Source organism: Curtobacterium sp. MCLR17_034 (assembly GCF_003234485.1).
GTDB lineage: Bacteria > Actinomycetota > Actinomycetes > Actinomycetales > Microbacteriaceae > Curtobacterium > Curtobacterium flaccumfaciens.
The window spans coordinates 71518-96977 of the sequence record NZ_QKTH01000003.1; the positions used below are offsets into that span (position 1 = coordinate 71518).

A 25460-nucleotide genomic window follows, 5' to 3' on the forward strand; every position below is an offset into this window, starting at 1 on the left:
CCGATACTGCACTTCGTTACTGGTTGTGGCGTTACTGGTTCTTCAGCTGCTCGACGACCTGGTCGTACTGCGGAGCGTTCATGAAGTTGCCGACCGACACGTGCTGTGCGTTCGGGTTCTTCTGCTTCGCGCGGTCCGTCAGTTCTGCCTGCGTGATGATCAGGTCCTCGTCACCGGACAGGTTCGCGATCGCCTTGTTGGAGACCGTGACCCCTTCGATGCCCGCCTTCTTGATCTTGTTGCGCAGGACGCTGGCGCCCATCGCACTCGAGCCCATGCCGGCGTCGCAGGCGAAGACCAGGTTCTGGACCTTCGTCGCCGTCGCCGTGCTGGCCGAGCCGACGCCGCCGAGGGAGGCCTCGGCCTCTTCCTCGTTGGCCGGGGAGTTGTTGCCGAGCAGGCCGGCGGTCGCCGAGTTGACGTCGCGGCCCTTGTTCGCCTGGAGCTTCGCCATGGCGGCGCTCATGTCACCGCCACCGTTCGCCAGGTCGCGCTTGCGGCTGGCGAGGAGGAAGAAGGACGAGACCGCGAACGACACCGCGGCGGACAGGATGACCGACAGGATCACGCCGAGGAAGCTGTTGCGCTCCGTGGCGCCGAGCACCGCGAAGATCGAGCCGGGCGACGCCGGGGCGACGAGGCCGGACTGGAACGCGACGTTCGTGGCGACACCCGTGGCACCACCGAGGATGACCGCGATGAACAGGATCGGCTTCTGCAGCACGTACGGGAAGTAGATCTCGTGGATGCCACCGAAGAACTGGATGATGATCGCGCCGGGAGCGGTCGAGCGGGCGATGCCGACACCGAAGAAGGTGAAGGCGAGCAGCAGACCGAGGCCGGGGCCGGGGTTCGCCTCGAGCAGGAACAGGATCGACTTGCCCGACTCGGCGACCTGCGCCGCACCGAGCTGGTCGAGCACACCGTGGTTGATGGCGTTGTTCAGGAAGAAGACCTTCGCCGGCTCGATGATGACGCTGGCGAGCGGCAGGAGCGAGTGCTGCACGAGGAAGTCCACCGCGGAGCCGAGGCCCTCGGCGATGAGCTTGAACAGCGGCGCGAGCCAGAAGAACCCGATCATCGCGAGGACGAAGCCCAGGATCCCGGCTGCGTAGTTGTTGACGAGCATCTCGAAGCCGGGCTTGATCTTGCCGTCCCAGATCCGGTCGATCTGCTTGATCAGGTAGGCACCGAGCGGGCCACAAATCATCGCGCCGAGGATCATCGTGGTGCCGGAGGCACCGATGATCACACCCATGGTCATGATCGACCCGACGACGGCACCGCGGGTGTCGTAGATCATCCGGCCGCCCTGGATGGCGATCGCGAGCGGGATGAGGTAGGTCAGGATCGGGCCGACGAGGCCGGGGTTGGCGACGCCGGCCGTCTCACCGAACCCACCGAGGACGCCGACGGGCGTCCACCCGGTCTCGATGAAGAAGGCCGTGATGATGCCCCACGCGATGAAGATCGCGATGTTGGGCATGACCATGCCGGAGAGGAACGTGCCGAACTTCTGAACGGCGACGCGTGCGCCGCCCCGCGACTTCGCGGGTGCGTCGGGCGCTGCAACGGACGACGTTGTCATGTGCGGTGACTTTCTGTGTGGTGGAGCTGCTGCGTGGTGCTGGGAGGGGTGGTGCTGGGGGTGGTGGGTCAGGCGGCGTGCACCGCGGACGCGGCAGCGGACTTCGCGGCCGCCGCCGTGCTCGCGGCGAGTGCCGCCGTCGCCATCTCGCGGGCCTGTTCGAGCGTGTAGCGACCGAGTTCGGCGCGCACGTCGGCCAGGGCCGCGGGGGTCATGGAGAGGGTCGTGGCGCCGAGACCGACCAGGACGACGGCGAGCAGCGGGTCGGCTGCTGCCTCACCGCAGATCCCGACGGCCTTGCCGGCGGTGGCGCCCGCGGAACCGAGCTGCGCGACGAGGCGCAGGACGGCGGGGTGCCACGGGTCCTGGTACGACGCGACGGTGCCGAGCATGCGGTCGGCGGCCATCGTGTACTGGGTCAGGTCGTTCGTGCCGATCGACACGAAGTCGGCGTTCTGGAACACCTGCTCGGCCATCAGCGCGAGCGACGGCACCTCGGCCATGACACCCGCGGTGCGGATGCCGAGTTCACGGGCCAGGGTGACGAAGTACTCGGTCTCCTCGGCGTCGGCGACCATCGGGGCCATGACCCACAGGTCGGCCTCGGTCGCGGCGTCGGCCTGGGCGAGCGCGGTGAGCTGGTCGCGCAGGACCTCGGGGTGGTTCCGCAGGGCACGCAGGCCGCGGCGCCCGAGGGCCGGGTTCTCCTCGTCCTTGTCGGTGAGGAACGGCAGGGGCTTGTCGGCGCCGGCGTCGAGCGCGCGCACGACGACCTTCTTGCCGGGGAACGCCGCGAGGAGCTGGCGGTACGACTCGGTCTGCTCGTCGACCGTGGGGGCCTTCGGCGAGTCGAGGAAGAGGAACTCGGTGCGGAAGAGCCCCACGCCCTCCGCACCGAGAGCAACGGCGCCGGCGGCGTCGGCGGGGCTGCCGAGGTTCGCGAGCAGGGGCACGACGTGGCCGTCGGCGAGGGCACCGGCGGTGAGCGGTGCCGCTGCGGCGGCGAGGCGGTCGGCGATGCGACGCTCGACGTCCGCGACCAATGCGGCGTCGGGGTCGGTGACGACCGTGCCGGCGATGGCGTCCACGACGACGGACTGGCCGTCGGCCAGGTCGTCGGCACCGGTCACGCCGACGATGGCGGTGATGCCCTTGGCACGGGCGAGGATCGCGGTGTGCGAGGTCGGGCCACCGTCACGGGTGACGAGCGCCAGGACCTTCTCGAGGTCGAGCAGCGCGGTGTCCGCCGGGGCGAGGTCGCGGGCGACGAGGACGAAGGGGGTGTCCGACTCGGGGACGCCGGGGGCGTGCACGCCGCGGAGCTTGGCGATGATGCGCTGGGCGACGTCGTCGAGGTCGGCCGCGCGCTCCCCCATGTAGCCGCCCATGCCGACGAGCAGGTCGCGGAACTGGGCGAACGCCTCGTACACGGCGCGCTCGGCGTTGGTGCCACCGTCGATGCGGGTGTGCACGTCGTCGAGGAGCGTCGGGTCCTGCGCCATGAGCGCCTGGGCCTCGAGCACGGCCTGGGCGTCGCCACCGGCGAGCTGTCCGCGCTTGTTGAGGTCGTCCGCCACGGCGGCCAGTGCGTCGTGCACGGCCTGCTTCGCGTCGTCCGCCGAGCCCACCAGGGCGTCCTTCGACGGTTCGCCGAGCGGGTCAGCCATCCGGAGCACGTTGCCGTGGGCAACGCCACGGCCGACGCCGGTGCCGAGCAGTTCGGACATTCGAGACTCCTTCATCTCACACGCGCTTGCGGTGGGGTGGATCGTTCGGTGCACACGACACGGGAACAGACCACGCCCGTGCGGCTGATCAGCACACTACCCCGCTTCGCGTTGACAAACAAACACATCCGGGGATAAAAATGCAGAAACAGATGCCCGTTTGCGTCTGGCGGATCGAACGCAGGGGACGACATCCCGGATGTCGTGCCCGAGCATGTCCGTTCCGTTCCGACCCGAGACGACGAGGTCCGATGTACGCACCAGAACGCCACCAGCGCATCGTCGAGCAGGCGCGCGCGCAGGGCCGGGTGGACGTCAAGGACCTGGCCGAGTCGCTCGCCGTCACGCCCGAGACCATCCGCCGCGACCTGACGAGCCTGGAACGCCGCGGCCTCGTCCGTCGTGCGCACGGCGGTGCGATCCCCGTCGAGCGCATCACCCTGCACCCCGGCGTCGGCGACCGTGGCGGCATCAACCAGACCGAGAAGATGGTCATCGCCGAGGCCGCCCTGGCCGAACTGCCCGAGAACGGCTCGATCATGATCGACGCCGGCACCTCGACCATCTGCCTGGCCGAGCTGCTGCCGACCGACCGCGGGCTGACCGTCGTCACGCACTCGCTCCCCGTCGCCACCGCCGTCGCGAACCGCCCGGGCATCGACCTGCACCTGCTCGGCGGCAACATCCGCAGCGACTCCCTGGCCGGCGTCGGCACCTGGACGCACCAGCTCATCGGCATGGTCAGCGTCGACGTCGCCTTCATCAGCATCAACGGCATCACGCCGGAGCGCGGCCTGACGACCCACAACATGGCCGAGGCCGCCGTGAAGAGCGCGATGATCAAGTCCGCCCGACGGAGCATCCTGCTCGCCGACCACACCAAGTTCGGCCGCGAGGAGTTCGGTCGCGTCGCCCCGCTCGCAGCGATCGACACGATCATCACCGACCCCGCCGTCAACCTCGACCTGGTCCGCGAGGTCGAGGCCGCCGGCACCGAGGTCTTCTGGCCCGGCCGACCCTGACCGCGCCCCGTCCCCGCCCACCCAGTGCTCGCTAGCATGAGCCAACCACCCATCGACAGGAGTACATCGATGTCCGAAGCCACCCGCACCGTGACCGTCGCCAGCGCATCCGGCCTGCACGCTCGCCCCGCATCCCTCTTCGTCCAGACCGTGACGGCGTCGGGGCACCAGGTCACGATCGCCAAGGGCGACAAGTCCGGGAACGCCGGCAGCATCCTCGCCCTGCTCGGGCTCGGCATCGAGAACGGCGACGAGGTCACCCTCACCGTCTCGGGCGACGACGCCGAGACCACCGCGGACAGCCTGGTCGAGTTCCTCAAGACGGACCACGACGCGGCCTGATCGCGCAGGTCGCGTCCTGCACGCGACCACCAGACGGACGGGAGGCACGGTGCCAGCTGGCACCGTGCCTCCCGTGCGTCCGTGGGGGCGTCCAGGGCTGTCGGCACCCGCCGATAAGGTGTTCTGCATGACACGCCTGCGCCTCGCATCCGTCAACGTGAACGGCGTCCGCGCCGCCTTCCGCAAGGGCATGGGCGACTGGCTCGCCACCCGCGACGTCGACGTGCTGGCCCTGCAGGAGGTGCGCGCGTCGAGCGACGACCTGGCGGCGCTGCTCGGCGACGAGTGGGACATCGTGCACGACCCGGCGACCGCGAAGGGTCGGGCCGGCGTCGCGATCGCATCCCGACACTCCGCCCAGATCCACCGCGTCGCGCTCGGCCCGGACGACTTCGACTCGGCCGGCCGCTGGCTCGAGGCCGACTACGAGATCGGCGGGACGACCGTCACCGTCGTCTCCACCTACGTGCACTCGGGCGAGGTCGACACCCCGAAGCAGGACGAGAAGTGGAAGTTCCTCGACGCCATGACCGAGCGGCTGCCCGCACTCCGGGCGCACAACCCGCTCGCCGTCGTCGTCGGTGACCTGAACGTCGGGCACGACGAGCGCGACATCAAGAACTGGAAGGGCAACGTCAAGCGAGCCGGCTTCCTGCCGCGCGAGCGCGCCTACTTCTCGCGGTTCTTCGGCGCCGACGGCGAACCGGTCGAGGGTGCCGACGGTTCCACGGGTCCCGGGCTCGGTTGGGTCGACGTGGGCCGCGCCCAGGCCGGCGACGTCGACGGCCCGTTCACGTGGTGGTCGTGGCGCGGTCAGGCCTTCGACAACGACACCGGCTGGCGCATCGACTACCAGATGGCGACGCCCGACCTGGCCGCCAAGGTCACGGAGTACACGGTCGACCGCGCCGCGGCGTACGACCAGCGATGGTCCGACCACGCCCCCGTGGTCGTCGACTACGAACTCTGACCCCTCTTCTCTCGCTTCACCTGACGCACCGGAGCACCACCATGACCAAGACCCGCATCTTCTCGGGCATCCAGCCGTCCGCCGGATCGCTGCACCTCGGCAACTACGTCGGGGCGCTCATGCAGTGGAGGACCCTGCTCGACGACTACGACGCCATCTACTGCGTCGTCGACATGCACGCCATCACCTCGCCGCAGGACCCGGCCGAGCTCCGCGCGAACACCCGGGCCACCGCTGCGCAGTACATCGCGTCGGGCATCGACCCGTCCAAGGCGACGCTGTTCGTGCAGTCGCACGTGCCCGCCCACGCCGAGCTCGCCTGGGTGCTGAACACCCTGACCGGCTTCGGCGAGGCGAGCCGGATGACCCAGTTCAAGGACAAGTCGGCACGCCAGGGCGCCGAGGCCGCGTCGGTCGGGCTCTTCACCTACCCGATCCTGATGGCCGCGGACATCCTGCTCTACGACACCAAGGTCGTGCCGGTCGGGGACGACCAGCGCCAGCACGTCGAACTCACGCGCGACCTGGCCGGACGCTTCAACTCGCGGTTCGGTGACACCTTCGTCACGCCCGAGGCACGCATCCTGACCGAGACCGCGCGCATCTACGACCTGCAGGACCCGACCAGCAAGATGAGCAAGTCCGCAGCGTCGGACAACGGCCTCATCCGCCTGCTCGACGACCCGAAGCGCACCGCGAAGAAGGTCAAGTCGGCCGTCACCGACGCCGAGCGCGAGATCCGGGCCGACCGCCAGACGAAGCCCGGTGTGACGAACCTGCTGTCGATCCTGTCGGCGTTCACCGGCACCTCGATCGCCGCGCTCGAGGAGTCGTTCGCCGGCAAGGGCTACGGCGACCTGAAGGGCGAGGTCGCCGACGCCGTCGTGGCCGAGCTCGAACCGGTCCGCGCCCGCACGCTCGAACTGCTCGACGACCCGGCGGAGCTCGACCGGCTGCTCGCCGTCGGCGCCGACCGCGCCGAGTCGATCGCGCAGGAGACCCTGGCCCGCGTCTACGACCGCATCGGGTTCGTCCCGCGGTCGCGCGGCTGACCGTGCAGCCCGTCACCCTCGAGTCGGCGCGGGTCCGGCTCGACCTGCCCACCCGCGCCGACACCGCCGCGATCACCGAGGCCTGCCAGGACCCGGTGATCGTCCGGTGGACGACGGTGCCGACGCCGTACCGCGAGCAGGACGCCCGGACCTTCGTCGACGCCCTGGTCGGACCGGGGTGGGCATCGGACCGCGAGTACACGTGGGCGATCCGACCGGCCGGTTCGACGTGGCTCGCGGGCATCATCAGCTACCGCACCGCCGGTCGTGACCTCGGGTTCTGGCTCGCACCGTCCGCGCGCGGTGCCGGACTCATGCACGACGCCGTCCGGCTCGTGGTCGACTGGGCGTTCGAGCAGGGCGCGCCGGACGTCTACTGGGAGTGCTACGAGGGCAACGCAGCGTCGGCAGCGGTCGCCCGTGCGGCCGGGTTCTCGTTCACGGGCCTCGGCGCAGCCCGGGTCCCGGACCGGGACGGCGGCCCGACCACGGCGTGGACCGCACTGCGACGCGCCGATGGCACTCCCGCCTCCGAACTCCCCTGGCCCGTCGCCTGAACGCGCTCACATCCGTGGTGACGTGTCACCCAACCGCCGCCGGTAGGCTCGGCCCGTGAGCGACACGGCACGACCCACCGAGGTCCGGGCGATGCGCCGCGGGCTCGAACTCGCGGCCCTCGGGCCCGTCGTCGGCGACCACGCCCGCGTCGGCGCCGTGATCCTCTCCCCCACCGGCGAGGTCCTCGCCGAGGGGTGGCACAAGGGCGCCGGCACCCCGCACGCCGAGGTCGACGCGATGGCCAAGGTCGACCCGGCACTGCTGCGCGGTGCCACGGCGGTCGTCACCCTCGAACCCTGCAACCACGTCGGCCGCACGGGGCCGTGCGCCGTGGCCCTGCTCGACGCCGGGATCGCCCGGGTCGTGTACGCGATCGACGACCCCGGAGCCGACGTGCACGGCGGCGCCGACCGACTCCGTGCCGCCGGGGTCCAGGTCGTCTCCGGGGTCCTGGCCGCCCAGGCCGAGGCGTTCCTCGAACGGTGGCTGCTTTCGGTCCGGCTCGGCCGACCGTGGGTCACCGTGAAGTGGGCGTCCAGCCTCGACGGGCGCGCCGCCGCTGCCGACGGCACGAGCAAGTGGATCACCGGCGCCGCCGCACGCCAGCACGTCCACGAACAGCGCGCCGCCCACGACGCGATCCTCGTCGGCACCGGCACCGTCCTGGCCGACGACCCGAGCCTGACCGCGCGCGGGGACGCCGGCGAACTGCTCGCCGACCAGCCCCTCGCCGTGGTGCTCGGTGACCGCCCGGTGCCTGCCGACGCCGCCGTCCGTCGGCACCCGCGCGGGTTCGTCACCCTGCCCGGACACGACCTGGCCACCTCACTCGGCGCCCTGCGCGGGCACGGCGTGCACTCGGTGTTCGTCGAAGGTGGTCCCACGGTCGCCTCGGCGCTCATCGCCGCCGGACTCGTCGACGAGTACCTGGTGTACATCGCCCCGGTGCTGCTCGGCGGACCCCGGGTCGCCCTCGACGACCTGGGCGTGGGAAGCATCTCCGACCGTCGGCGGTTGGACGTACTATCGACCACCAGCCTCGGCCCCGACCTGCTGGTCCGAGCCCGACCGCACCGTCCGCAGCACGAGAACCAGCACCGCCAGCAGCAGCACGCGACACCCGGGCTCGGGAACGACGGGCCCACGAACGACCGGAGCACCCCATGACCGATGCGCTGACCTCCCCCACGCCGGGGAGCCCGGTCAAGTTCGAGGTGTCGACGAACGTGCCGACCACCCACGGCACCTTCCAGATGCGCGCCTACCGCGACCTCGTGACGAGCGCGGAGCACGTCGCGATCATCGGCACCCTGCCGGACGGCTCGATGCCCACCGACGGCGCACTCGTCCGGGTGCACTCCGAGTGCCTGACCGGTGAGGCCTTCGGGTCACTGAAGTGCGAGTGCGGCCCCCAGCTCGACGCCGCGCTCGACACGATCGCGGCCGAGGGCGGTGTGGTCATCTACCTGCGCGGGCAGGAGGGCCGCGGCATCGGTCTCATCAACAAGCTCAAGGCCTACCGCCTGCAAGAGGACGGTCTCGACACCCTCGACGCCAACCTCGCGCTCGGCCTGCCCGCCGACTCCCGTGCCTACGGCGGCGCCGCGGGCATCCTCGCCGACCTCGGCATCACCCGGGTCCGGCTGCTGTCGAACAACCCGGAGAAGCGCCGCCAGCTCGAGGAGCACGGCATCACCGTCGACTCCCTCGTGCCGCTCGTCGTCGGCATCTCGGCGCAGAACGCCGGGTACCTCGACACGAAGCGCGACCGGATGGGCCACCAACTGCCCGAGCACCTCGAAGCGGGAGCCGGCGCGGGCGCGGGCGCGGGCGCCTGAGCGCGCGCAGGAGGCAGACGCTTCGGCCAGCTGACTCTGGGCTGATTCGCAGGCAGACGACATCTGTCGTATGATCGGGCTTCCGTCACAAGCGGTCCCCCCTCAGCCGAACGCACCCGATCGGTGCCCGCGCCACCCCGCGCGAACCGATCGGTGTCCGCCGTTTCGGATCCTCGTGCTCCCCGTTGGGAGCACGCAGCACGGAAGACCTCGCCCTGTCATGACCGCCGCCCCGGCACCCGCAACCCCCACCTCCGCTCCGCCACCCGCCGGCAACCCGCGCTCCCGCGTCGTCATCGCGAGCCTCGTCGGCACGTCGATCGAGTTCTACGACTTCTACGTCTACGCGACCGCCGCGGTGCTCGTCTTCCCGACGCTGTTCTTCCCGAACGAGGACCCGACGGCCTCGCAGCTGTCGTCCTTCGTCACCTTCGCCCTGGCGTTCTTCGCCCGGCCGGTCGGGTCGATCATCTTCGGGCACTTCGGCGACCGGATCGGCCGCAAGACCACCCTCGTCGCGTCGCTGCTCGTGATGGGCACCGCCACGTTCCTGATCGGCTGCCTGCCGACGTTCGACACGATCGGCGTCTGGGCCCCGGTCCTCCTCGCCGTCATGCGCTTCGCCCAGGGCGTCGGGCTCGGTGGCGAGTGGTCCGGTGCGGCCCTGCTCGCGACCGAGAACGCACCGAAGGGCAAGCGCGGCGTGTTCGGCTCGATGCCGCAGCTCGGTGCCCCGATCGGCTTCCTGCTCGCGAACGGCCTGTTCATCGCGATCAACGCGGCGATGCCCGCCGGTGCCGACGGCACCCCGAACGCCGACTTCCAGGCGTGGGGCTGGCGCATCCCGTTCCTGCTCTCCGCCGTGCTCGTCATCATCGGCCTCTACGTGCGCTTCAAGCTCGTCGAGTCGCCGGTGTTCCGGGGCGTGCAGGAGTCCGGCACGGTCGCGAAGGTCCCGCTCGGCCGGGTGTTCCGCACCTCGTGGCGGGCCGTCATCGTCGGCACGTTCGGCATGGTCGCCACGTACGTGCTCTTCTACTTCATGACGACGTTCACCCTGTCGTACGGCACGACCGGCTCCGAGGCCAGCGCACTCGTCCCGAAGGTCGGCCTCGGGTACACCCGTGGCGAGTTCCTGACCCTGCTCATGATCGGTGTCGTGTTCTTCGGCATCTTCACCCCGATCGCGGGGCTGCTCGCCGACAAGTTCGGCCGCCGCAAGACCCTCATCCCGACCACGATCGGCATCGCGCTGTTCGGCCTGACGTTCCAGTTCTGGTTCGCGGCGTCGAGCGGCCCGATCACCGTGGTGACCTTCCTCATCGTCGGGCTCTCGCTGATGGGGCTGACCTTCGGTCCGATGGGTGCGCTGCTGCCCGAGCTGTTCCCGACGAACGTCCGGTACACCGGCTCGGCAATCGCGTACAACGTCGCGTCGATCCTCGGTGCGTCGCTCGCCCCGACCATTGCACTGGCGCTCTGGAAGCCGGACGGCGACATCTTCCTGGTCGGCCTGTACCTGACGATCGCCGCGGTCGTGACGCTGGTCGCGCTGCTCTTCGTGCGCGAGACGAAGTCGAAGGACATCGCCGACGCCTGATCGGCGACGCATCCGCGGGACGGGCGCACCCCGCTCAGCAGCGACGCGAAGCGTTGCGCGGGGTGCGCCGACCGAGCCTGCGAGGGAGGGGTGCCAGCTGGCACCGGGCCTCCCGTCCGTCGTGTGCGCGCCTCGCCCCGCGCAACACGCCGTCGTGTCAGCGGGACGCCGCATGCCCGTCGAGACGCCGCCGGATTCGGCGGCGTCTCGCGCGCGTGGCGGCGTCGAACGAAGACGCCGGCGTCTGCGCACCCGATGCTGCACGGCTCGCGCCGTCAACGCAGGTTGACGAATGTCGGTGCGTCAATGTAGGTTGACACCCATGGACCGACCGACCATCACGAGCCTCGCGGCCGGAGCATCAGGGGACGACCCGTTCTCCGCCCTCGCCAACGTGCGGGAGCTGCGCCGTGAGCTCGACCGGACCGAAGAGCTCGCTGCGCGACGTGCCCGCACCGCCGGTGCCTCGTGGCAGGAGATCGCGACGCTGCTCGGTGTCAGCCGACAGGCAGTGCACAAGAAGTACGGCAGAAACTAGGAACACGATGAGCTTCCCCTTCGCACGCCCGAAGACCTCCGACGGCCCCCGCGCCACGTTCGGTCGCCTGCTGTCCTACCTGTTCGAGAACAAGCCCGCGATGGTCGTGATCATCGTGCTGAGCGTCCTCGGGGCGGGGGCCTCGCTCGCGCAGCCGCTCCTGGTCAACCAGGTCATCACCGCGGTGCAGCAGGGCAACACCCTCAGCACGCTCGTGTGGCTGCTGGTCGGGCTCGTCATCGTCGCGGGGGTGCTGAACGGCGTGCAGCACTTCCTGCTGCAGCGTGCGGGCGAGGGCGTCGTGCTCTCCACCCGCCGCAAGCTCATCGCCCGCATCCTCAACCTGCCGATCTCGGAGTTCGACACGCGGCGCACCGGCGACCTGGTGTCCCGCGTCGGCAGCGACACCACGCTCCTGCGGGCCGTCCTGACCCAGGGGCTGATCGAGTCGATCGGCGGCGCGCTCACGTTCATCGGCGCCATCGTCGCGATGGCCATCATCGACCCGCTGCTGCTCGGCATCGTGATCGTGATCGTCCTGATCGCGATCGTCGTCGTCGGCGGGCTGAGCCGTCGCATCCGGGTCGCCTCGAAGCGTGCGCAGGAGAAGGTCGGCGACCTCACCGCCGCCGTCGAACGCGGCATCGGTGCGGTCCGCACGATCCGTGCGGCCGGCGCCACCGAACGCGAGGTGCGCGAGGTCGACGGCCACGCGACCGAGGCCTACAAGCGCGGCCTCGACATCGCCAAGATGTCTGCCTTCGTCGTCCCCGTCGCGAGCATCGTCATGCAGGTCGCGTTCATCGCCGTCCTGGGCGTCGGCGGTGCACAGGTCGCGGCCGGCACCATCACCATCGCGACGCTCATCACGTTCATCCTGCTGCTCTTCATGATGATCATGCCGCTCGGCCAGGCGATGGGCGCGGCCGTCGCCGTCGCCCAGGCGCTCGGCGCGCTCGGCCGGATCGAGGAGATCCTGCACCTGCCGACGGAGTCGCAGGACGACGAGTCGGTCCGGCCCGCCGCGGCCGTCGCCACCGACGACGCCATCGCGTTCGAGCACGTCTCGTTCCGGTACCGCGCCCAGGCGGACGCCTCGGGTGCCGACGGCGCGGTCGCGTTCGACCCCGCGGACCGTCCAGGAGGCCCGGATCGCGTCGACGACGAGCGCCCGGCCGACGACGTGGTGCTTCACGACGTGTCGTTCCGGGTGCCCCGCGGCTCACGCGTCGCACTCGTGGGTCCGTCCGGTGCCGGCAAGTCGACGACCCTGGCGCTGATCGAGCGGTTCTACGACCCCACCGACGGCGTGATCCGCCTGGGTGGCATCGACGTCCGCGGCATGGACCGCGACGAGCTCCGGGCTCAGATCGGCTACGTCGAGCAGGACGCCCCCGTGCTCGCCGGCACGATCCGCGCCAACCTGCTGCTCGGGTCGCCGAACGCCACCGAGGACGACTGCGTCCGGGTGCTCGAGGCGGTCAACCTCGGCGAGGTCCTGCACCGCGATCCCCGCGGTCTCGACGCGCAGGTCGGTGAGGACGGCGTGATGCTCTCCGGTGGCGAACGACAGCGCCTGGCCATCGCCCGCGCGCTGCTCGCCGCTCCCCCGATCCTGCTGCTCGACGAGTCGACGTCGTCACTCGACGGGGTCAACGAGCAGAAGATGCGGCTCGCGATCGACGCCGTCGCCGAGGACCGCACCCTGCTCGTGATCGCCCACCGGCTGTCGACGGTGGTCGACTCCGACGTGATCGTCGTGCTCGAGCACGGCCGCGTCGTCGGCAGCGGCACGCACTCGGAGCTCGTGGAGTCGACGCCGCTCTACCGCGACCTGGCGAAGCACCAGCTGCTGGTGTGATTGCCGGTACGGCCGCGAGTACCGCGGCCGTACCGTCGATCCAGGCTCGGGCTCGGGCTCTGGCTCTGGCTCTGGCTCAGGCGGCGAAGGGGTCCGGCGTCAGCACGTAGACGGTCTCGAGGTACTCCTCGATGCCCTCGTGCGACCCCTCGCGGCCCAGGCCCGAGGACTTCACACCGCCGAACGGGAACGCCGCATTCGAGACGACGCCCGTGTTCAGCCCGAGCATCCCCGTCTCCAGGCGCTCGGCGAGCCGCTGACCGCGCCGGAAGTCGGTCGTGAACGCGTAGGCGATGAGCCCGTACTCGGTGTCGTTGGCGAGCCGGATCCCCTCGTCCTCGGTGCTGAAGCGCGTGACCGAGGCGACCGGTCCGAAGATCTCCGTCGTCATGATCTCCGAGCCGGGTTGCACGTCGTCGATCACGGTCGCCTCGTAGAAGGTGCCCGGGCGGTCGATCCGGTGGCCGCCCGTGACGAGCCGGGCACCGCGGCCGAGGGCGTCGTCGACGAGCGAGGCAGCTTTGTCCACGGCGCGGTCGTCGATGAGCGGTCCGAGCGTCGTGCCGTCCTCGGTGCCCCGGCCGACGCGCAGGGCGTCCACCTTCTCGGTGAGGGCCGCGACGAACGCATCGGCGATGCCGTCCTGCACGAAGAACCGGTTCGCGGCGGTGCAGGCCTCGCCCGTGTTCCGGAACTTCGCGAGCATCGCCGCGTCCACCGCCTCGTCGAGGTCGGCGTCGTCGAACACGAGCAGCGGAGCGTTGCCACCGAGCTCCATGCTCGTCTTGAGCACGTTGTCCGCCGCCTGCTTGAGCAACGCCGAACCGACCGGCGTCGAACCGGTGAACGTCAGCTTGCGCAGGCGCGGGTCGGCGATGATCGGCTCGGACAGTCCCTTGGCGTCACTCGAGGGGATCACGTTGAGCACGCCGTCCGGCAGCCCGGCACGGCGGAACAGCTCGACCAGGAACAGGGTCGTCAGCGGGGTGAGATCGGCCGGCTTCGCGACCACCGTGCAGCCGGCGGCCAGGGCCGGGCCGATCTTCCGCGTCGCCATCGCGAGCGGGAAGTTCCACGGGGTGATCGCGTACACGGGGCCGACCGGACGCTTCAGCACGAACGCGCGGCCGGTGCCCTCGGGGTTCGTGCGGTAGTCGCCGGTGATGCGGACGGCTTCCTCCGAGAACCACCGCAGGAACTCGCCGCCGTAGACGACCTCGCCGCGAGCCTCGGCCAGCGGCTTGCCCATCTCGAGCGACATCAGGGCCGCGAGGTCGTCGGCGTGCTCGTGCACCAGGTCGAAGGCCCGGCGCAGGATGTCCGAGCGCCTGCGTGGGGCCGTCGCTGCCCACGACTCCTGCGCCGCGGCGGCTGCGTCGAGGGCAGCGAGGCCGTCCTCGGGAGTCGCGTCGGCGACCTCGGCCAGGACGGCACCGGTCGACGGGTCGTGCACGGCGAAGGTGGACCCACTCGACGAGGCGCGCCAGGTGCCGCCGATGAAGAGTCCGGTGGGGACGCCCTCGACGCGGACGTGCTCGTCGGCGACGGTGGTGGTGGTGGTGGTTTCGTTCGTGGTGGTGTCGGTCACAGTCGTGCTCCTCCTGGGTTCGCGAGGCCCTCGTCCATGTCGCTGCGGTCGACGTGTCCGCCGGCCGCCCGGATCTCGTCGAGCGCCCGGGCGCTGCGCTCGACGTCGACGCCGGCCACCAGGTCCTCGTACACGGCGACGTCGAGGCCCGCGGCACGGGCGTCGAGCGCCGAGGCACGGACGCAGTGGTCGGTGGCGATGCCGACGACGTCGATCGTGTGCACGCGGCGCTCGGCGAGCACCTCGGCCAGCGGGACGCCCGCCTCGGTCCGGGCCTGGAACGCCGAGTAGTCCGGCGTGCCCTGCCCCTTGCGGACGTCGACGTCGATCAGTGCGGTGTCGAGATCGGGGTGGTAGTCGGCACCGGGTGTCCCGGCGACGCAGTGCACCGGCCACGTGTCGACGAAGTCGGGTCCGTCGGGTCCGGCGAAGTGTCCGCCGTTGTCGTCGTCGCCGTGGTGCCAGTCGCGGGACGCCACGATCAGGTCGTACTCGTCCCCGTGCCGACCGAGGAACGCGGTGATGCGCTTCGCGAGCGCCGCTCCCCCGGCGACCGCGAGCGCTCCGCCCTCGGTGAAGTCGTTCTGGACGTCCACGACGAGCAGTGCTCTTGCCATGGGTCCATCCAACACCCGTCGGCTCAGGAGCCGGTGAGCTTGCTCCCGCACGAGTAGGTCGCGGCGGTCACCGCGTCGAGTGCCGGCAGTGCCGCTGCACGCGGTGAGCCGATGGCGTAGAAGGCGAAGGTCAGCCGCGACCCGTCGGCGGCGTCGATGTAGCCGCCGAGGGTGTTGGCGCTGTCGATCCAGCCCGTCTTCGCGTGCACCTTGCCGCGGGCGACCGCGTTCGCGCCGGTGAACCGGCTGGCCAGGGTGCCGGACTGGCCGGACACCGGCAGGGCGTTCGCGAGCGTGCCGAGGCCCTTCGCGCCGGAGGCGGCCTGCACCATGAGGTGTGCGACGAACTCCGGCGACACGGCGTTCGAGGCGCTCTCGCCCGAGCCGTCCTTGATCACGATGCCGGCCGGGTCGAGGCCGTAGGAGCGCAGTGCCGACTGGTACACGGACGACAGCGACGCCGCCGAGCCGTTCGAGCCGGACTCCTTCGAGGACACCCGGGCGAGCATCTCGGCCAGGGTGTTGTCCGAGTTCGGGATCATCTGCCCGATGAGTGTCGACACCGGCTGCGACGACACCGTGGCGATCGTCTCGGTGCCGGTGGTCGCCCGCTTGACGATCTGCGCGGACGAGGCGCCAGCGACGCCAGCGTTCGCCAGTGCCGTCCGGAAGGCGATGCCCGCGCGTCCGACCGGGTCCTCCGACCGGGGCGAGGTTGCCGCTGCGGGGTTCGCCCGGTCACCGTCGACCATGAGCGCCGTGACCTCCGGCTGGTACCCGATGGTGCGCTCGGACACCGGCCACGTGGGGTCCCAGGCGTCGGCGTCGCTCCAGTAGGAGTCGTCCGTGACGATCGTGGTGACCGGGGTGTCGCCGACCTTCGCCTTCACCTGCTGCGCGAGCTGGGCGAGGGTCGGGGCGCCCGGGTAGACGGTGCCACCGCCGGCGGAGAGCGTCGCGTCGCCGTGACCGACGAGGGCGACGGTGTTCGCGGACTCCCGTGCGACGGTCGTCGGGATGCGGTGGTCGCCCCCGAGCACCGAGAGAGCGGTCGCCGAGGTCAGGGTCTTCATGACGCTGCCGGTCTGGGCGGCCCGCTCGCCGTGCTTCGAGAACAGGACCTTGCCCGTCTTCGCGTCCATCACGTACCCCTCGAAGTCACCGAGGCCGCTCGCCGACGCAGCCGTCGCGATCGAGCAGGTCCGGAGCGCAGACGGACCCGCGAGGTCGTCCGGCACCGCGCGGGCATCTGGGGTCGGGGTGGGGGACGGCTTCGTGGTCGGGCGCTTCGTGGTGGTCGTCCGGTCCGGAGCCGAGGACGCGGTCCGGGTCGGGCTCGGCGCCGCAGCAGTCCGGGAGTCCGGGGTCGTGGCCGCCGCGACGGCGACGGCCCCACCGGAACCGACCACGAGCAGCGCCGCGAGGCCACCGGCGATCCACGGGACCGAGCGTCGCGCGGCGGAGGCGCGCACCGCGGTGACGGCGGCGTGGAACCGCTCCGGGACGGAACGCGGGGTGGGCTGCTGCTCGGACATCGCGACCGATCCTACGGAACTGCGGCAGGAGCCTCCAGGCCGGATCCGGGATCCGTGGCGGACGGGAGCCGGATCAGGGAGCCGTGACGGGACCGTCGGCCGGGTACCGGACCCCGACCTGGCGTCGTGCCTCGTCCAGCACCGCCATGATCGCGACGGTCTCGTCCGGGTCCATCGGGCCGCCGTCGTGGCGGCCTGACGTGATCATCGTCTCGAAGGCGCGGGCCTCGTGCTCGTAGCCGGCGAGTTCCTCGCGACCGTCGAACTCCTCGACGACGGCTCCGTCGCGATCACGGATCCGCCAGGTGGTCGGCGTGTACCAGGTGGAGTCGAGGTCGATGCGGCCGGTCTCGCCGATGATCGACGCGGTGTTCGGGCTCCGCAGGTCCATCCCGAAGTGGATCATCGACTGCGCACCGCCCTCGTGCGTCATGACCAGGCCCATCTGCTCGTCGACGCCCTGCTCGCTCAGCGTCCCGGCTGCGACCAGCGTGGTCGGCACCCCGAGCACGTCCACCGCGAAGGACACCGGGTAGATCCCGAGGTCGAGCATCGCTCCCCCACCGAGTGCCGGGTCGCGCAACCGGTGGCCGGGGTCCGTCGGGAGGGCCTGGTGGTGGGTCGCCTCGACCACCACCGGGCGGCCGATCCGTCCCTCGGCGACGACCTCGCGGATCATCGCCATCTGGGGCAGGAACCGGGTCCACATCGCCTCCATCACCGCGACACCGGCTTGCCTCGCGGCGTTGACGACCGTCCGGGCCTCGGCCGCGGTCATCGTGAAGGCCTTCTCGACCAGGACGTGCTTGCCCGCGCGGATCGCGAGCAGGGCGTCCTCGGCGTGCCGGACGTGCGGGGTCGCGACGTAGACCGCGTCGACATCGTCGTCCGCCACCAGGTCCTCGTAGGAACCGTGGGCCCGCTCGATGCCGAACTCGGCGGCGAATGCCTCGGCGTGTTCACGGGTGCGGCTGCCCACGGCCGTGAACACGATGCCGGCCGCGGTGCAGTCACCCACGAAGGACCGTGCGATGCCGCCTGTGCCGATGACTCCCCAGCGAACCGTCATGGGTCCTGTCTACCAGCGCGGCCCGCGGCGGTCGTCAGCGGGGTCCGCGTCGGGCGGTCAGCGGCGGTGCCCGCCTCGGGTCGTCAGCGGCGGTGCTTGCCGAGCGCGGCGTCCGGGGCGGCCATCGGGTGGTTCCGGAACCAGCGCAGGAGCTCACGGGCACGGCTCGTGTCGGCGCTCGCATCGCCCTCGGCGAGGAACGAGTCGAAGCCGTCGGGCAGGTCGGCTTCGGCCTCCCGGTGGAACGCCATCTTCCACTCGCCGAAACGCCGGGTGTGGATGCGCTCCTCGACGAGCAGGCCGACGTCGGTGTGCCGCGGGTCGTCGATGATGCGCTGGTACGTCTCGAGCACGGCTGACTCCGGGCCCTCGAGCAGCTGCATGAACCGGCCGTCCTTGTAGACGAGCAGACCGGACAGGCCGGACGCGGTGTTGCGGACCCGTGCGTGCTCGAGCAGTGCGTCGAGCCGCTCCTGGTCGAACACCTCGTTCGCTGCGCTCATGTAGACCAGGGACAGCAGCATGACGACCTCTCGGTGACGACGGAACGGGTTCCCTCTCATCGTGGACCGCACCGACGCCGTCGGGCAGCCCCAGAACGGGGATCGTTCCCGCCCGCGCACCCGCGTCGAGGTTCGGGTCATCGACGCGAGCACACGGGTGTCGGGTCGTACGACCGGACTGATTCGGAGCCCCCGTCCGGGGGGTTTGGTCACTCCGTGTCGTAGGTGCGGACCCAGTCGATCTGCACGTGCCCGGGGTCGCCCCAGTTGCCGATCTGGAACATGTAGCGGTGCGGGGTGGTGGGCACGTTGCGCGGCACCGTGAACACGAGCTTGCCGTCGAGGTAGTACCGGATGATCTTCCCCGGCACCCACTCGGTCGTGTAGGTGTGCCAGTCGTTCCAGGACACCCGGGTGTTGTAGTGCTCGGTCCGCTTCTCGAGCCCCTGGAGCATCGAGTGGTGGAAGACGCGCGGTGAGCCGTTGAACTGCCCCTCCGGGTAGTTCAGCTCGCCGTCCGCCCAGGCGTTCGACGTCGGCCAGAGCATGACCGCGATCCCGTTGCCGTCGCCACCGGTCGCCCGCGCACGGATGCTGAAGGTGCCGCCGACGTGTGACCAGGCGCCGGTGGGCGTGCCGAACGTCCCGGCGGCGCCGTGCTCCCCGTCCATCGCGACGTCCAGGTAGCCGTCGTGGGCGCTGATGAGCTTGTCCGAGTAGTACTTGCCGCCCGTGCCGTCGGGGTACGGCTGCCACGAGTTCCGGTACGTCTCGGCGAAGGGGCCGCCCGCTGCTGCGGGGGTGTCGAAGTCCTCGGAGAAGGTCGGCTCGCGGTCCGCGAGGTACGCGGGACCGGTCGCGGACGCCGTCGGGGTCGCGGACGGACCGGTGCTCGGCGACGAGGTCGAGGCGGACGTGGCACGGGACTCGGGCACGGCTGCCGCGGTGACCGCGAGGGCTCCGGCGGTAGCAGCGACCACGACGATGACCAGGACACGCTTCAGCACGGCGTCACCGCCGGTGGAGCGCTGGGCTGGTGGTCGGTCATCGTGTCCCCCGTTTCGCGGACAAGGTTAGCCCGCGAACGCGCCCGACGTCTGCCCCTCGGGCGAGGGACACGGGTTTCGTCCGGAATACGAAAACCCCGGTCAGAGCCACTTCGAGTGGGCCTGACCGGGGTGTTCACGGAGCCGCCTGTCGGAATCGAACCGACGACCTATTCATTACGAGTGAATCGCTCTACCGACTGAGCTAAGGCGGCGCACACTCCATGTCCGGAGTGGCACGAGCAATGACTATACAGGTTCAGACGAGTGAACGCGAAACCAGCACGCCGAGCTCGGAGAAGGACCGTTCGAGCTCGTCGACCAGGTGTGTTCCGGCCTCGGAACCCGACCACTCCCACCACGCGTGGCGCAGGGCGGCGAGGGCGACGATGGCCGCGAGACCCGCGCGACGGCGGAGTGCCTCGGCGTCGGCGGCGAGCTCCGGGTCGGCGTGTTCGAGCCGGCACGTGACGGCCGCCTGCAGCTCCGCCTGGAACTCCTTCATGGACGCCATGCGACGACTGAAGAGCTCCGGGTTCGCGCGGAGGACCTGCTGGCGCTCCTCGATGAGCCCGCGCTCCTCGATCAGTTCGCGCGTGGAGTGCACGAGCAGCGTGCCGATGTCCGCGAGCAGGTCACCGCTCGGACCACCGTCGACGAACGCCTGCAGCGAGGCGTCGTCGGGCAGCTGCGGGTCGTCCCCGAGGATCGCCTGCTCCTTGCTCGGGAAGTAGTTGAAGAACGTCCGCGGCGAGACGTCTGCCCGCCGGGAGATCTCGTCCACCGTCACCGCCCCGAGGCCGTCCTCGATGGCGATCCGGAGCGCAGCCTGCTGGATGGCGCGCCGGGTGGCGCGGCGCTTCCGTTCGCGCAGGCCGGGTTCAGCGTCGGGCATGCCGTGATTGTCGCACGCCGGGCCTCAGCGGCGGGCGCGGGCGATGGTGACGAGCAGTGCTTCGAGCGCCAGGAGTGCCGCCACGTTCGCCGCGATGCGCTGGCGCGCCAGGGCCACGGCGTCGAGGACCTCGAGCGCGGCAGCGGGCGGTGTCGTCGGCAGCGCGTGTTCGAGCTGGTCCTGCATGGCCAGGTTGACCGGTTCCGCCGGGGCTCCGAGCCCCAGCAGGAGCAGGTCGCGGTACAGGGACGAGACGTCGACCAGGATCCGGTCGAGGCCGTCGCGCAGGCTCCGGGTCGCCCGGCGCTTCTGGTCGTCCTCGAGAGCGCGGAGCTGCGACCGGAGCGCCGGCGGGATCGTCCCGCCGGGTTCGACCCCGAGCGAACGCAGGGCCGCGTCGCGCTCTTCGGAGTCGCGCTGCTCGGTGATGGACTTGGCGTCCTCGTCGGCGACGGCGAGGAGTTCGGCGGCCGCCATGACGGCATCGCCCACGCTCCGCACACCGAGCACGGTCGTCAGGGTCCGGCGGCGACGGTCTCGTGCCGGCTCGCTCGTGGCGAGGCGCTGTGCCATGCCGATGTGGCTCTGCGCCTGACGAGCAGCATCCATCGCGAGGGCACGGTCGACACCGGTCCGGGCGACGAGCAGGTCGGCGACGGACTCGATGCCGGGCACGCGCAGGCGGACCGAGCGGACGCGCGACCGGATCGTCGGCAGCAGGTCGGCCTCACTCGGGGCGCAGAGGATCCACACCGTGCGCTCCGGGGGTTCCTCGAGCGCCTTGAGCAGCAGGTTCGAGGTGCGCTCGGTCATGCGGTCGGCGTCCTCGATGATGACGACCCGGTAGCGGCCGACCGACGGCGAGTAGTACGACGAGGTGACGAGCTGCCGGATCTCGTCGATCGTGATGATCACGCGCTGGGTCGTGAGCACCGAGACGTCGGGGTGGGTCTTCGCGGTGATCTGCCGCAGGGTGTGGTCGTCGTCGGGGCCGTTGCCCACGAGCGCCGCCGCGAAGGCGGTCGCCACGTTCGACCGACCCGATCCGGGCGGGCCGGTGATGAGCCACGAGTGCGTCATGCCGCCGGTGCCGTCGGTGGACTCGGCCGCGTTGCGCAGCGACGCGACCGCTTCTTCCTGCCCGGTCAGGCCGTCCCACACGCTCACGGGACCATCCTGTCAGTGACCACCGTCATGCCGGGTCGATCCCGACGAGCGGGGCCACCGCTCGACGGACCGCGTCCTGCACGGTGCCGGTCGGGGCCGAGGCGTCGACCACCAGGAAGCGCACCGGCTCGGCCTCGGCCATCGCGAGGAAGGCCTGACGGACGGACTCGTGGAACGCCGCAGCCTCGGACTCGAGACGGTCGAAGGTGTCGCCCCGCGCCGCGGCCACCCGGGCGCGTCCGACGGTGACGTCGAGGTCGAGCAGGATCGTGAGGTCCGGTGCCAGACCGTCCGCTGCCCACTCCGAGACGGACCGGACCTGCTCGGCGCCGAGGCCGCGCGCGACGCCCTGGTAGGCGACGGACGAGTCGATGTAGCGGTCCTGCAGGACGACCTCGCCGCGAGCGAGCGCCGGACGGACGACCGTCTCGACGTGCTGGGCACGGTCAGCCGCGTACAGCAGCGCCTCGGCCCGGGGTGCGACGTGGCCCCGCTCGTGCAGGACCATCTGCCGGATCTGGACGCCGAGGTCGGTGCCGCCGGGCTCGCGGGTGCGGACCACGGTCCGACCGTGCGCACCGAGCCACGCCGAGAGCAGCTCCGCCTGGGTCGTCTTGCCCGCGCCGTCGCCGCCCTCGAGCGTGATGAAGCGACCGGTCACTTCTTCTTGGCCGCCGTCCGACGGGCCGGGGTCTTCTTCTTGACCGGCCCCTTGGCACGCTTGTCGGCGATGAGCTGGACCGCGCGGGCGTGGTCGACCGCCTCGACGTCCTCGCCCTTCGGGATGGTCGCGTTCGTCTCGCCGTCGGTGACGTACGGCCCGAACCGGCCGTCCTTCATCTTGATCGGCTTGCCGGACACTGGGTCGGCGTCGAACTCCTTGAGCGCGGCGCTCGCGGTGCGGTTGCCGCCGTACTTCGGCTGCGCGAACAGCTCGAGTGCACCGGGCAGGTCGATGTCGAAGATCGCGTCCTCGCCGGGCAGGGTCCGGGTGTCGGTCCCCTTCTTCAGGTACGGCCCGTACCGGCCGTTCTGCGCCGTGATGTCGTTGCCCGTCTCCGGGTCCTGGCCGACGACGCGGGGCAGGTCGAGGAGCTTCAGCGCGGTCTCGAGGTCGACGGTCTGCGGGTCCATCGACTTGAAGAGCGAAGCGGTGCGTTCCTTCGGCGCCGCGGCCTTCTTCGTCGTCTTCTTCGCAGGCGCCTTCTTGGCGGGGGCCTTCTTCGCCGTCGCCGTCGCCGATGCCGTCTCGCTCGTCGCGGTCGCAGCAGCCGCGTCGGCCACGGGGGCCTCTGCCGCTGCGGGCGCTTCGACGACCTCGCCGGTCTTCGGGTCCACGGTGGGTTCGGGCTCTGGGGTGCGCTCCGTGACGTAGGGGCCGAAGCGGCCATCCTTCGCCAGGACCTCTTTTCCGGTCTCCGGGTTGATCCCGACGACACGGTCGCCGATCACCGGTGCGTCGACGAGTTCCTTCGCCTTCTCGACGGTCAGTTCGTCGGGAGCGAGGTCCTCGGGCACGTTCACCCGCCGCGGCTTCTCGGGGTCGTCGCTCGGCACCTCGATGTAGGGGCCGTACCGACCGATCCGGAGCGTGAGGCCCGGAGCGAGCTCGACCGAGTTGATCTCGCGGGCGTCGATCTCACCGAGGTTGTCGATGACGGTCCGCAGGCCGCGCTGGTCGTCGTCGCCGCCACCGAAGTAGAAGCCCTTGAGCCAGTCCACCCGATCGGCGTCGCCGCGGGCGATGCGGTCGAGGTCTTCTTCCATCTCGGCGGTGAAGTCGTACTCCACGAGCTCGCCGAAGTACTCCTCGAGCAGGCGCACGACGCTGAACGCGATCCAGTTCGGCACCAGCTGCGTGCCGCGGAGCGAGACGTAGCCGCGGTCGATGATCGTCGGGCTGATCGTGGGGTAGGTCGACGGACGCCCGATCCCCAGCTCTTCCAGCGTCTTGATGAGGCTCGCCTCGGTGAAGCGCGGCGGCGGGGTGGTGTCGTGCCCCTTCGCCTCGACGTCGGTGACCGCGAGGTGCTCGCCCTGGGCCACGTTCGGCAGGGCGACGTCCTGGCCCGCACGCTCGGACGACTCGTGGCGGTCCTCGTCACGGCCTTCTTCGTAGGCGCTGAGGAAGCCGCGGAACGTGATGACGGTGCCGGATGCGGTGAACTCGGCATCCGTGCCGTTCGCGGTCGAGGCGATGCCCTCGACCGACTCGGTGGAGGAGATGCCGAGCACGATCGACGCGGTCGAACCCTTGGCGTCCGCCATCTGGGACGCGATGGTGCGCTTCCAGATGAGGTCGTAGAGGCGCCACTCGACACCGGTGAGGGTGCCCTGCAGGTCCTGCGGGGTGCGGAAGGAGTCACCGGCGGGACGGATCGCCTCGTGCGCCTCTTGCGCGTTCTTGCTCTTGCTCGCGTAGAGGCGGGGCTTGTCGGGCACGGTGGCCGAGCCGTACAGGTCGGCTGCCTGCTTGCGAGCGGCGTCGATGGCTTGCTTTGAGAGCGAGACCGAGTCGGTACGGATGTAGGTGATGTAGCCGTTCTCGTACAGGGTCTGCGCAGCACGAGCGGTCTGTCGCGGGGACAGACGGAGCTTGCGCGCGGCTTCCTGCTGGAGCGTCGACGTGGTGAACGGCGCGGCGGGGCGTCGCGTGTACGGCTTCGAGTCGACGCTGCGGACGGTGGCGTCACCGGCGCGCTCGAGGACCGTCGTCAGCGACGCGGCAGCGGCCTCGTCGAGCCGGACGACGTCACCGCTGAGCGTGCCGCGGTCGTCGAAGTCACGGCCGGAGGCGACGCGGGTGCCGTGGATCCGGGCGAGTCGCGCCGAGAAGGAGGACTCGCCGGCCTTCTCGAACCGGGCGGAGAGGTCCCAGTAGTTGGCGGACACGAAGGCCAGGCGCTCGCGCTCGCGGTCGACGACGAGCCGGGTGGCGGCGGACTGCACACGGCCGGCGGACAGACCGGGGGCGACCTTGCGCCACAGGACCGGGGAGACCTCGTACCCGTACAGCCGGTCGAGGATGCGGCGGGTCTCCTGCGCGTCGACGAGGGCGGTGTCGAGCTCACGGGTGGCTTCCTGCGCGCGCTGGATCGCCTCCTTCGTGATCTCGTGGAAGACCATCCGCTTGACGGGGACCTTCGGCTTCAGTACCTGCAGCAGGTGCCACGCGATCGCTTCACCCTCGCGGTCTTCATCTGTTGCGAGGTAGAGCTCGTCGGCGTCCTTGAGGGCGCGTTTCAGCTCGGAGACGGTCTTCTTCTTGGCGTCGGACACGACGTAGTACGGCTCGAAGCCGTTGTCGACGTCCACCGAGAACTTGCCGAGGGAGCCCTTCTTGAGCTCGGGCGGCAGGTTCTTCGGCTCGACGAGGTCGCGGATGTGTCCGACCGAGGCCTGGACTTCGTATCCGTCACCGAGGTATTGCGCGATCGTCTTCGCCTTCGCAGGGCTCTCGACGATCACGAGCTTCTTCGTGCCTGGCACGTGTCTCCTTGATCGATGGTGCTGATCGGCCCTGGCCACGAGCGTGTCCGGGTCGACCGGGACATCGGTGACCGCGGGCCGACAGGCACACCATACACATAGTGTTCGGGCGGGTCGCCTGCCGGAGCGGCCACCGCGAGTGCGCCGACGACGAACGGTCCGGTGCCCACGACCACGCGGACGCGGGCCGTGGTGGCGACGAGTTCGCAGGCGTCGAGGGCGGCCCCGTTCGCCGTGGCGATCCGGGTCGCGACCGCACACGGCTCCCCCGGTACCAGCCCGGTGGCGGCCGCCGCGGTGCCCACGGCGGCGGCGTCGGCGGCGCCCTGGGCGCGGAGGGCCTGCGTGCGGTGGCCGGCGGCGGCGAGCGCCGTGGACCCGACGAGGACCCCAACGCCGAGGACCGCCACGAGCAGCACGGTCGCCGAGCCGCGTTGGCCGTCGGGGATCGTCAC

The 25460-nt window shown here is 70.8% G+C and carries 22 protein-coding genes, 1 tRNA gene and 1 pseudogene; 10 read left to right on the plus strand and 14 right to left on the minus strand.

Annotated elements, in window-relative coordinates; all coding sequences use genetic code 11:
* Nucleotides 1-31: 31 nt before the first annotated feature.
* Both DEI98_RS04845 and ptsP read right to left on the minus strand, forming a co-directional pair.
* On the minus strand, nt 32-1588 hold the full coding sequence (locus tag DEI98_RS04845; RefSeq protein ID WP_111100103.1) for a PTS mannitol transporter subunit IICB: 1557 nt from the start codon (nt 1586-1588) through the stop codon (nt 32-34).
* Nucleotides 1589-1656: 68 nt separating this feature from the next.
* Nucleotides 1657-3315: a phosphoenolpyruvate--protein phosphotransferase gene (ptsP, locus tag DEI98_RS04850; protein WP_111100104.1), complete on the minus strand. Its 1659-nt coding sequence runs from the start codon at nt 3313-3315 to the stop codon at nt 1657-1659.
* Nucleotides 3316-3566: 251 nt separating this feature from the next.
* Here ptsP and DEI98_RS04855 point away from each other — a divergent pair, with 251 nt between their 5' ends.
* The 10 genes and pseudogenes from DEI98_RS04855 to DEI98_RS04900 all read left to right on the plus strand — a co-directional run bounded on the left by DEI98_RS04855 (nt 3567) and on the right by DEI98_RS04900 (nt 13096).
* Complete coding sequence (locus DEI98_RS04855) at nt 3567-4337, plus strand: DeoR/GlpR family DNA-binding transcription regulator (RefSeq protein ID WP_071406394.1); 771 nt, start codon at nt 3567-3569, stop codon at nt 4335-4337.
* Nucleotides 4338-4406: 69 nt separating this feature from the next.
* Complete coding sequence (locus DEI98_RS04860) at nt 4407-4679, plus strand: HPr family phosphocarrier protein (RefSeq protein ID WP_022905912.1); 273 nt, start codon at nt 4407-4409, stop codon at nt 4677-4679.
* Between the two features lie 127 nt (nt 4680-4806).
* Entirely contained in the window at nt 4807-5649 is an 843-nt protein-coding gene (locus DEI98_RS04865) for an exodeoxyribonuclease III (protein WP_110863349.1), read from the plus strand.
* Between the two features lie 41 nt (nt 5650-5690).
* Nucleotides 5691-6701: a tryptophan--tRNA ligase gene (gene trpS / locus DEI98_RS04870; protein WP_111100105.1), complete on the plus strand. Its 1011-nt coding sequence runs from the start codon at nt 5691-5693 to the stop codon at nt 6699-6701.
* Between the two features lie 2 nt (nt 6702-6703).
* Complete coding sequence (locus tag DEI98_RS04875) at nt 6704-7258, plus strand: GNAT family N-acetyltransferase (protein ID WP_181437943.1); 555 nt, start codon at nt 6704-6706, stop codon at nt 7256-7258.
* 91 nt (nt 7259-7349) lie between these two features.
* Complete coding sequence (gene ribD / locus DEI98_RS04880; RefSeq protein ID WP_375334809.1) at nt 7350-8426, plus strand: bifunctional diaminohydroxyphosphoribosylaminopyrimidine deaminase/5-amino-6-(5-phosphoribosylamino)uracil reductase RibD; 1077 nt, start codon at nt 7350-7352, stop codon at nt 8424-8426.
* Between the two features lie 29 nt (nt 8427-8455).
* Nucleotides 8456-9097 (plus strand): annotated as a pseudogene (ribA, locus tag DEI98_RS04885) (GTP cyclohydrolase II); the annotation flags it as partial.
* A 220-nt stretch (nt 9098-9317) separates the two neighbouring features.
* The gene (locus DEI98_RS04890) at nt 9318-10697 is read left to right on the plus strand and encodes an MFS transporter (protein WP_111100109.1); all 1380 of its coding nucleotides are present in this window, start codon (nt 9318-9320) and stop codon (nt 10695-10697) included.
* A gap of 322 nt (nt 10698-11019) precedes the next feature.
* Nucleotides 11020-11235 (plus strand): hypothetical protein, encoded by a 216-nt coding sequence (locus DEI98_RS04895; protein WP_027466417.1) that lies wholly within the window; start codon nt 11020-11022, stop codon nt 11233-11235.
* A 7-nt stretch (nt 11236-11242) separates the two neighbouring features.
* On the plus strand, nt 11243-13096 hold the full coding sequence (locus DEI98_RS04900) for an ABC transporter ATP-binding protein (protein ID WP_111100110.1): 1854 nt from the start codon (nt 11243-11245) through the stop codon (nt 13094-13096).
* A 76-nt stretch (nt 13097-13172) separates the two neighbouring features.
* On the opposite strand, the gene DEI98_RS04905 is transcribed toward DEI98_RS04900, so the two are convergent.
* From DEI98_RS04905 to DEI98_RS04960, 12 genes are all read right to left on the minus strand, one after another.
* Complete coding sequence (locus DEI98_RS04905) at nt 13173-14684, minus strand: NAD-dependent succinate-semialdehyde dehydrogenase (protein WP_375334807.1); 1512 nt, start codon at nt 14682-14684, stop codon at nt 13173-13175.
* Nucleotides 14681-15301: an isochorismatase family protein gene (locus DEI98_RS04910; RefSeq protein WP_181437944.1), complete on the minus strand. Its 621-nt coding sequence runs from the start codon at nt 15299-15301 to the stop codon at nt 14681-14683. Before DEI98_RS04910 ends, DEI98_RS04905 begins: the two co-directional genes overlap by 4 nt.
* Before the next feature lie 23 nt (nt 15302-15324).
* Nucleotides 15325-16836, minus strand: a complete 1512-nt coding sequence (gene dacB, locus DEI98_RS04915) for a D-alanyl-D-alanine carboxypeptidase/D-alanyl-D-alanine-endopeptidase (RefSeq protein ID WP_111100112.1) — start codon at nt 16834-16836, stop codon at nt 15325-15327.
* Between the two features lie 73 nt (nt 16837-16909).
* Complete coding sequence (locus DEI98_RS04920) at nt 16910-17905, minus strand: Gfo/Idh/MocA family protein (protein WP_111100113.1); 996 nt, start codon at nt 17903-17905, stop codon at nt 16910-16912.
* 83 nt (nt 17906-17988) lie between these two features.
* A complete protein-coding gene (locus DEI98_RS04925; RefSeq protein WP_111031954.1) occupies nt 17989-18429 on the minus strand; it encodes a BLUF domain-containing protein in 441 nt (146 codons plus the stop codon).
* A gap of 188 nt (nt 18430-18617) precedes the next feature.
* Nucleotides 18618-19415, minus strand: a complete 798-nt coding sequence (locus DEI98_RS04930; RefSeq protein WP_071404996.1) for a glycoside hydrolase family 16 protein — start codon at nt 19413-19415, stop codon at nt 18618-18620.
* A 181-nt stretch (nt 19416-19596) separates the two neighbouring features.
* Nucleotides 19597-19669: transfer RNA gene (locus DEI98_RS04935), tRNA-Thr, on the minus strand.
* A gap of 44 nt (nt 19670-19713) precedes the next feature.
* On the minus strand, nt 19714-20349 hold the full coding sequence (locus tag DEI98_RS04940) for a TetR/AcrR family transcriptional regulator (RefSeq protein ID WP_111100114.1): 636 nt from the start codon (nt 20347-20349) through the stop codon (nt 19714-19716).
* A 24-nt stretch (nt 20350-20373) separates the two neighbouring features.
* Nucleotides 20374-21516: a DNA polymerase III subunit delta' gene (locus tag DEI98_RS04945; protein WP_071404998.1), complete on the minus strand. Its 1143-nt coding sequence runs from the start codon at nt 21514-21516 to the stop codon at nt 20374-20376.
* A gap of 25 nt (nt 21517-21541) precedes the next feature.
* Nucleotides 21542-22177, minus strand: coding sequence for a dTMP kinase (gene tmk, locus DEI98_RS04950; RefSeq protein ID WP_111100115.1), 636 nt, complete (start codon nt 22175-22177; stop codon nt 21542-21544).
* Nucleotides 22174-25005, minus strand: a complete 2832-nt coding sequence (gene topA, locus DEI98_RS04955) for a type I DNA topoisomerase (RefSeq protein ID WP_071405000.1) — start codon at nt 25003-25005, stop codon at nt 22174-22176. Before topA ends, tmk begins: the two co-directional genes overlap by 4 nt.
* On the minus strand, nt 24981-25460 hold the full coding sequence (locus DEI98_RS04960) for a hypothetical protein (RefSeq protein ID WP_111100116.1): 480 nt from the start codon (nt 25458-25460) through the stop codon (nt 24981-24983). Before DEI98_RS04960 ends, topA begins: the two co-directional genes overlap by 25 nt.

What these genes read in the sequence shown, in the direction of transcription:
- DEI98_RS04865 (WP_110863349.1), top strand. Translation starts at nt 4,807, where the DNA reads ATGACACGCCTGCGCCTCGCATCCGTCAACGTGAACGGCGTCCGCGCC.
- DEI98_RS04925 (WP_111031954.1), bottom strand. Translation starts at nt 18,429, where the DNA reads ATGCTGCTGTCCCTGGTCTACATGAGCGCAGCGAACGAGGTGTTCGAC.
- ribD (WP_375334809.1), top strand. Translation starts at nt 7,350, where the DNA reads ATGCGCCGCGGGCTCGAACTCGCGGCCCTCGGGCCCGTCGTCGGCGAC.
- DEI98_RS04860 (WP_022905912.1), top strand. Translation starts at nt 4,407, where the DNA reads ATGTCCGAAGCCACCCGCACCGTGACCGTCGCCAGCGCATCCGGCCTG.
- DEI98_RS04855 (WP_071406394.1), top strand. Translation starts at nt 3,567, where the DNA reads ATGTACGCACCAGAACGCCACCAGCGCATCGTCGAGCAGGCGCGCGCG.
- DEI98_RS04910 (WP_181437944.1), bottom strand. Translation starts at nt 15,301, where the DNA reads ATGGCAAGAGCACTGCTCGTCGTGGACGTCCAGAACGACTTCACCGAG.
- DEI98_RS04920 (WP_111100113.1), bottom strand. Translation starts at nt 17,905, where the DNA reads ATGACGGTTCGCTGGGGAGTCATCGGCACAGGCGGCATCGCACGGTCC.
- DEI98_RS04940 (WP_111100114.1), bottom strand. Translation starts at nt 20,349, where the DNA reads ATGCCCGACGCTGAACCCGGCCTGCGCGAACGGAAGCGCCGCGCCACC.
- DEI98_RS04895 (WP_027466417.1), top strand. Translation starts at nt 11,020, where the DNA reads ATGGACCGACCGACCATCACGAGCCTCGCGGCCGGAGCATCAGGGGAC.
- ptsP (WP_111100104.1), bottom strand. Translation starts at nt 3,315, where the DNA reads ATGTCCGAACTGCTCGGCACCGGCGTCGGCCGTGGCGTTGCCCACGGC.
- dacB (WP_111100112.1), bottom strand. Translation starts at nt 16,836, where the DNA reads ATGTCCGAGCAGCAGCCCACCCCGCGTTCCGTCCCGGAGCGGTTCCAC.
- trpS (WP_111100105.1), top strand. Translation starts at nt 5,691, where the DNA reads ATGACCAAGACCCGCATCTTCTCGGGCATCCAGCCGTCCGCCGGATCG.
- DEI98_RS04845 (WP_111100103.1), bottom strand. Translation starts at nt 1,588, where the DNA reads ATGACAACGTCGTCCGTTGCAGCGCCCGACGCACCCGCGAAGTCGCGG.
- DEI98_RS04890 (WP_111100109.1), top strand. Translation starts at nt 9,318, where the DNA reads ATGACCGCCGCCCCGGCACCCGCAACCCCCACCTCCGCTCCGCCACCC.
- DEI98_RS04900 (WP_111100110.1), top strand. Translation starts at nt 11,243, where the DNA reads ATGAGCTTCCCCTTCGCACGCCCGAAGACCTCCGACGGCCCCCGCGCC.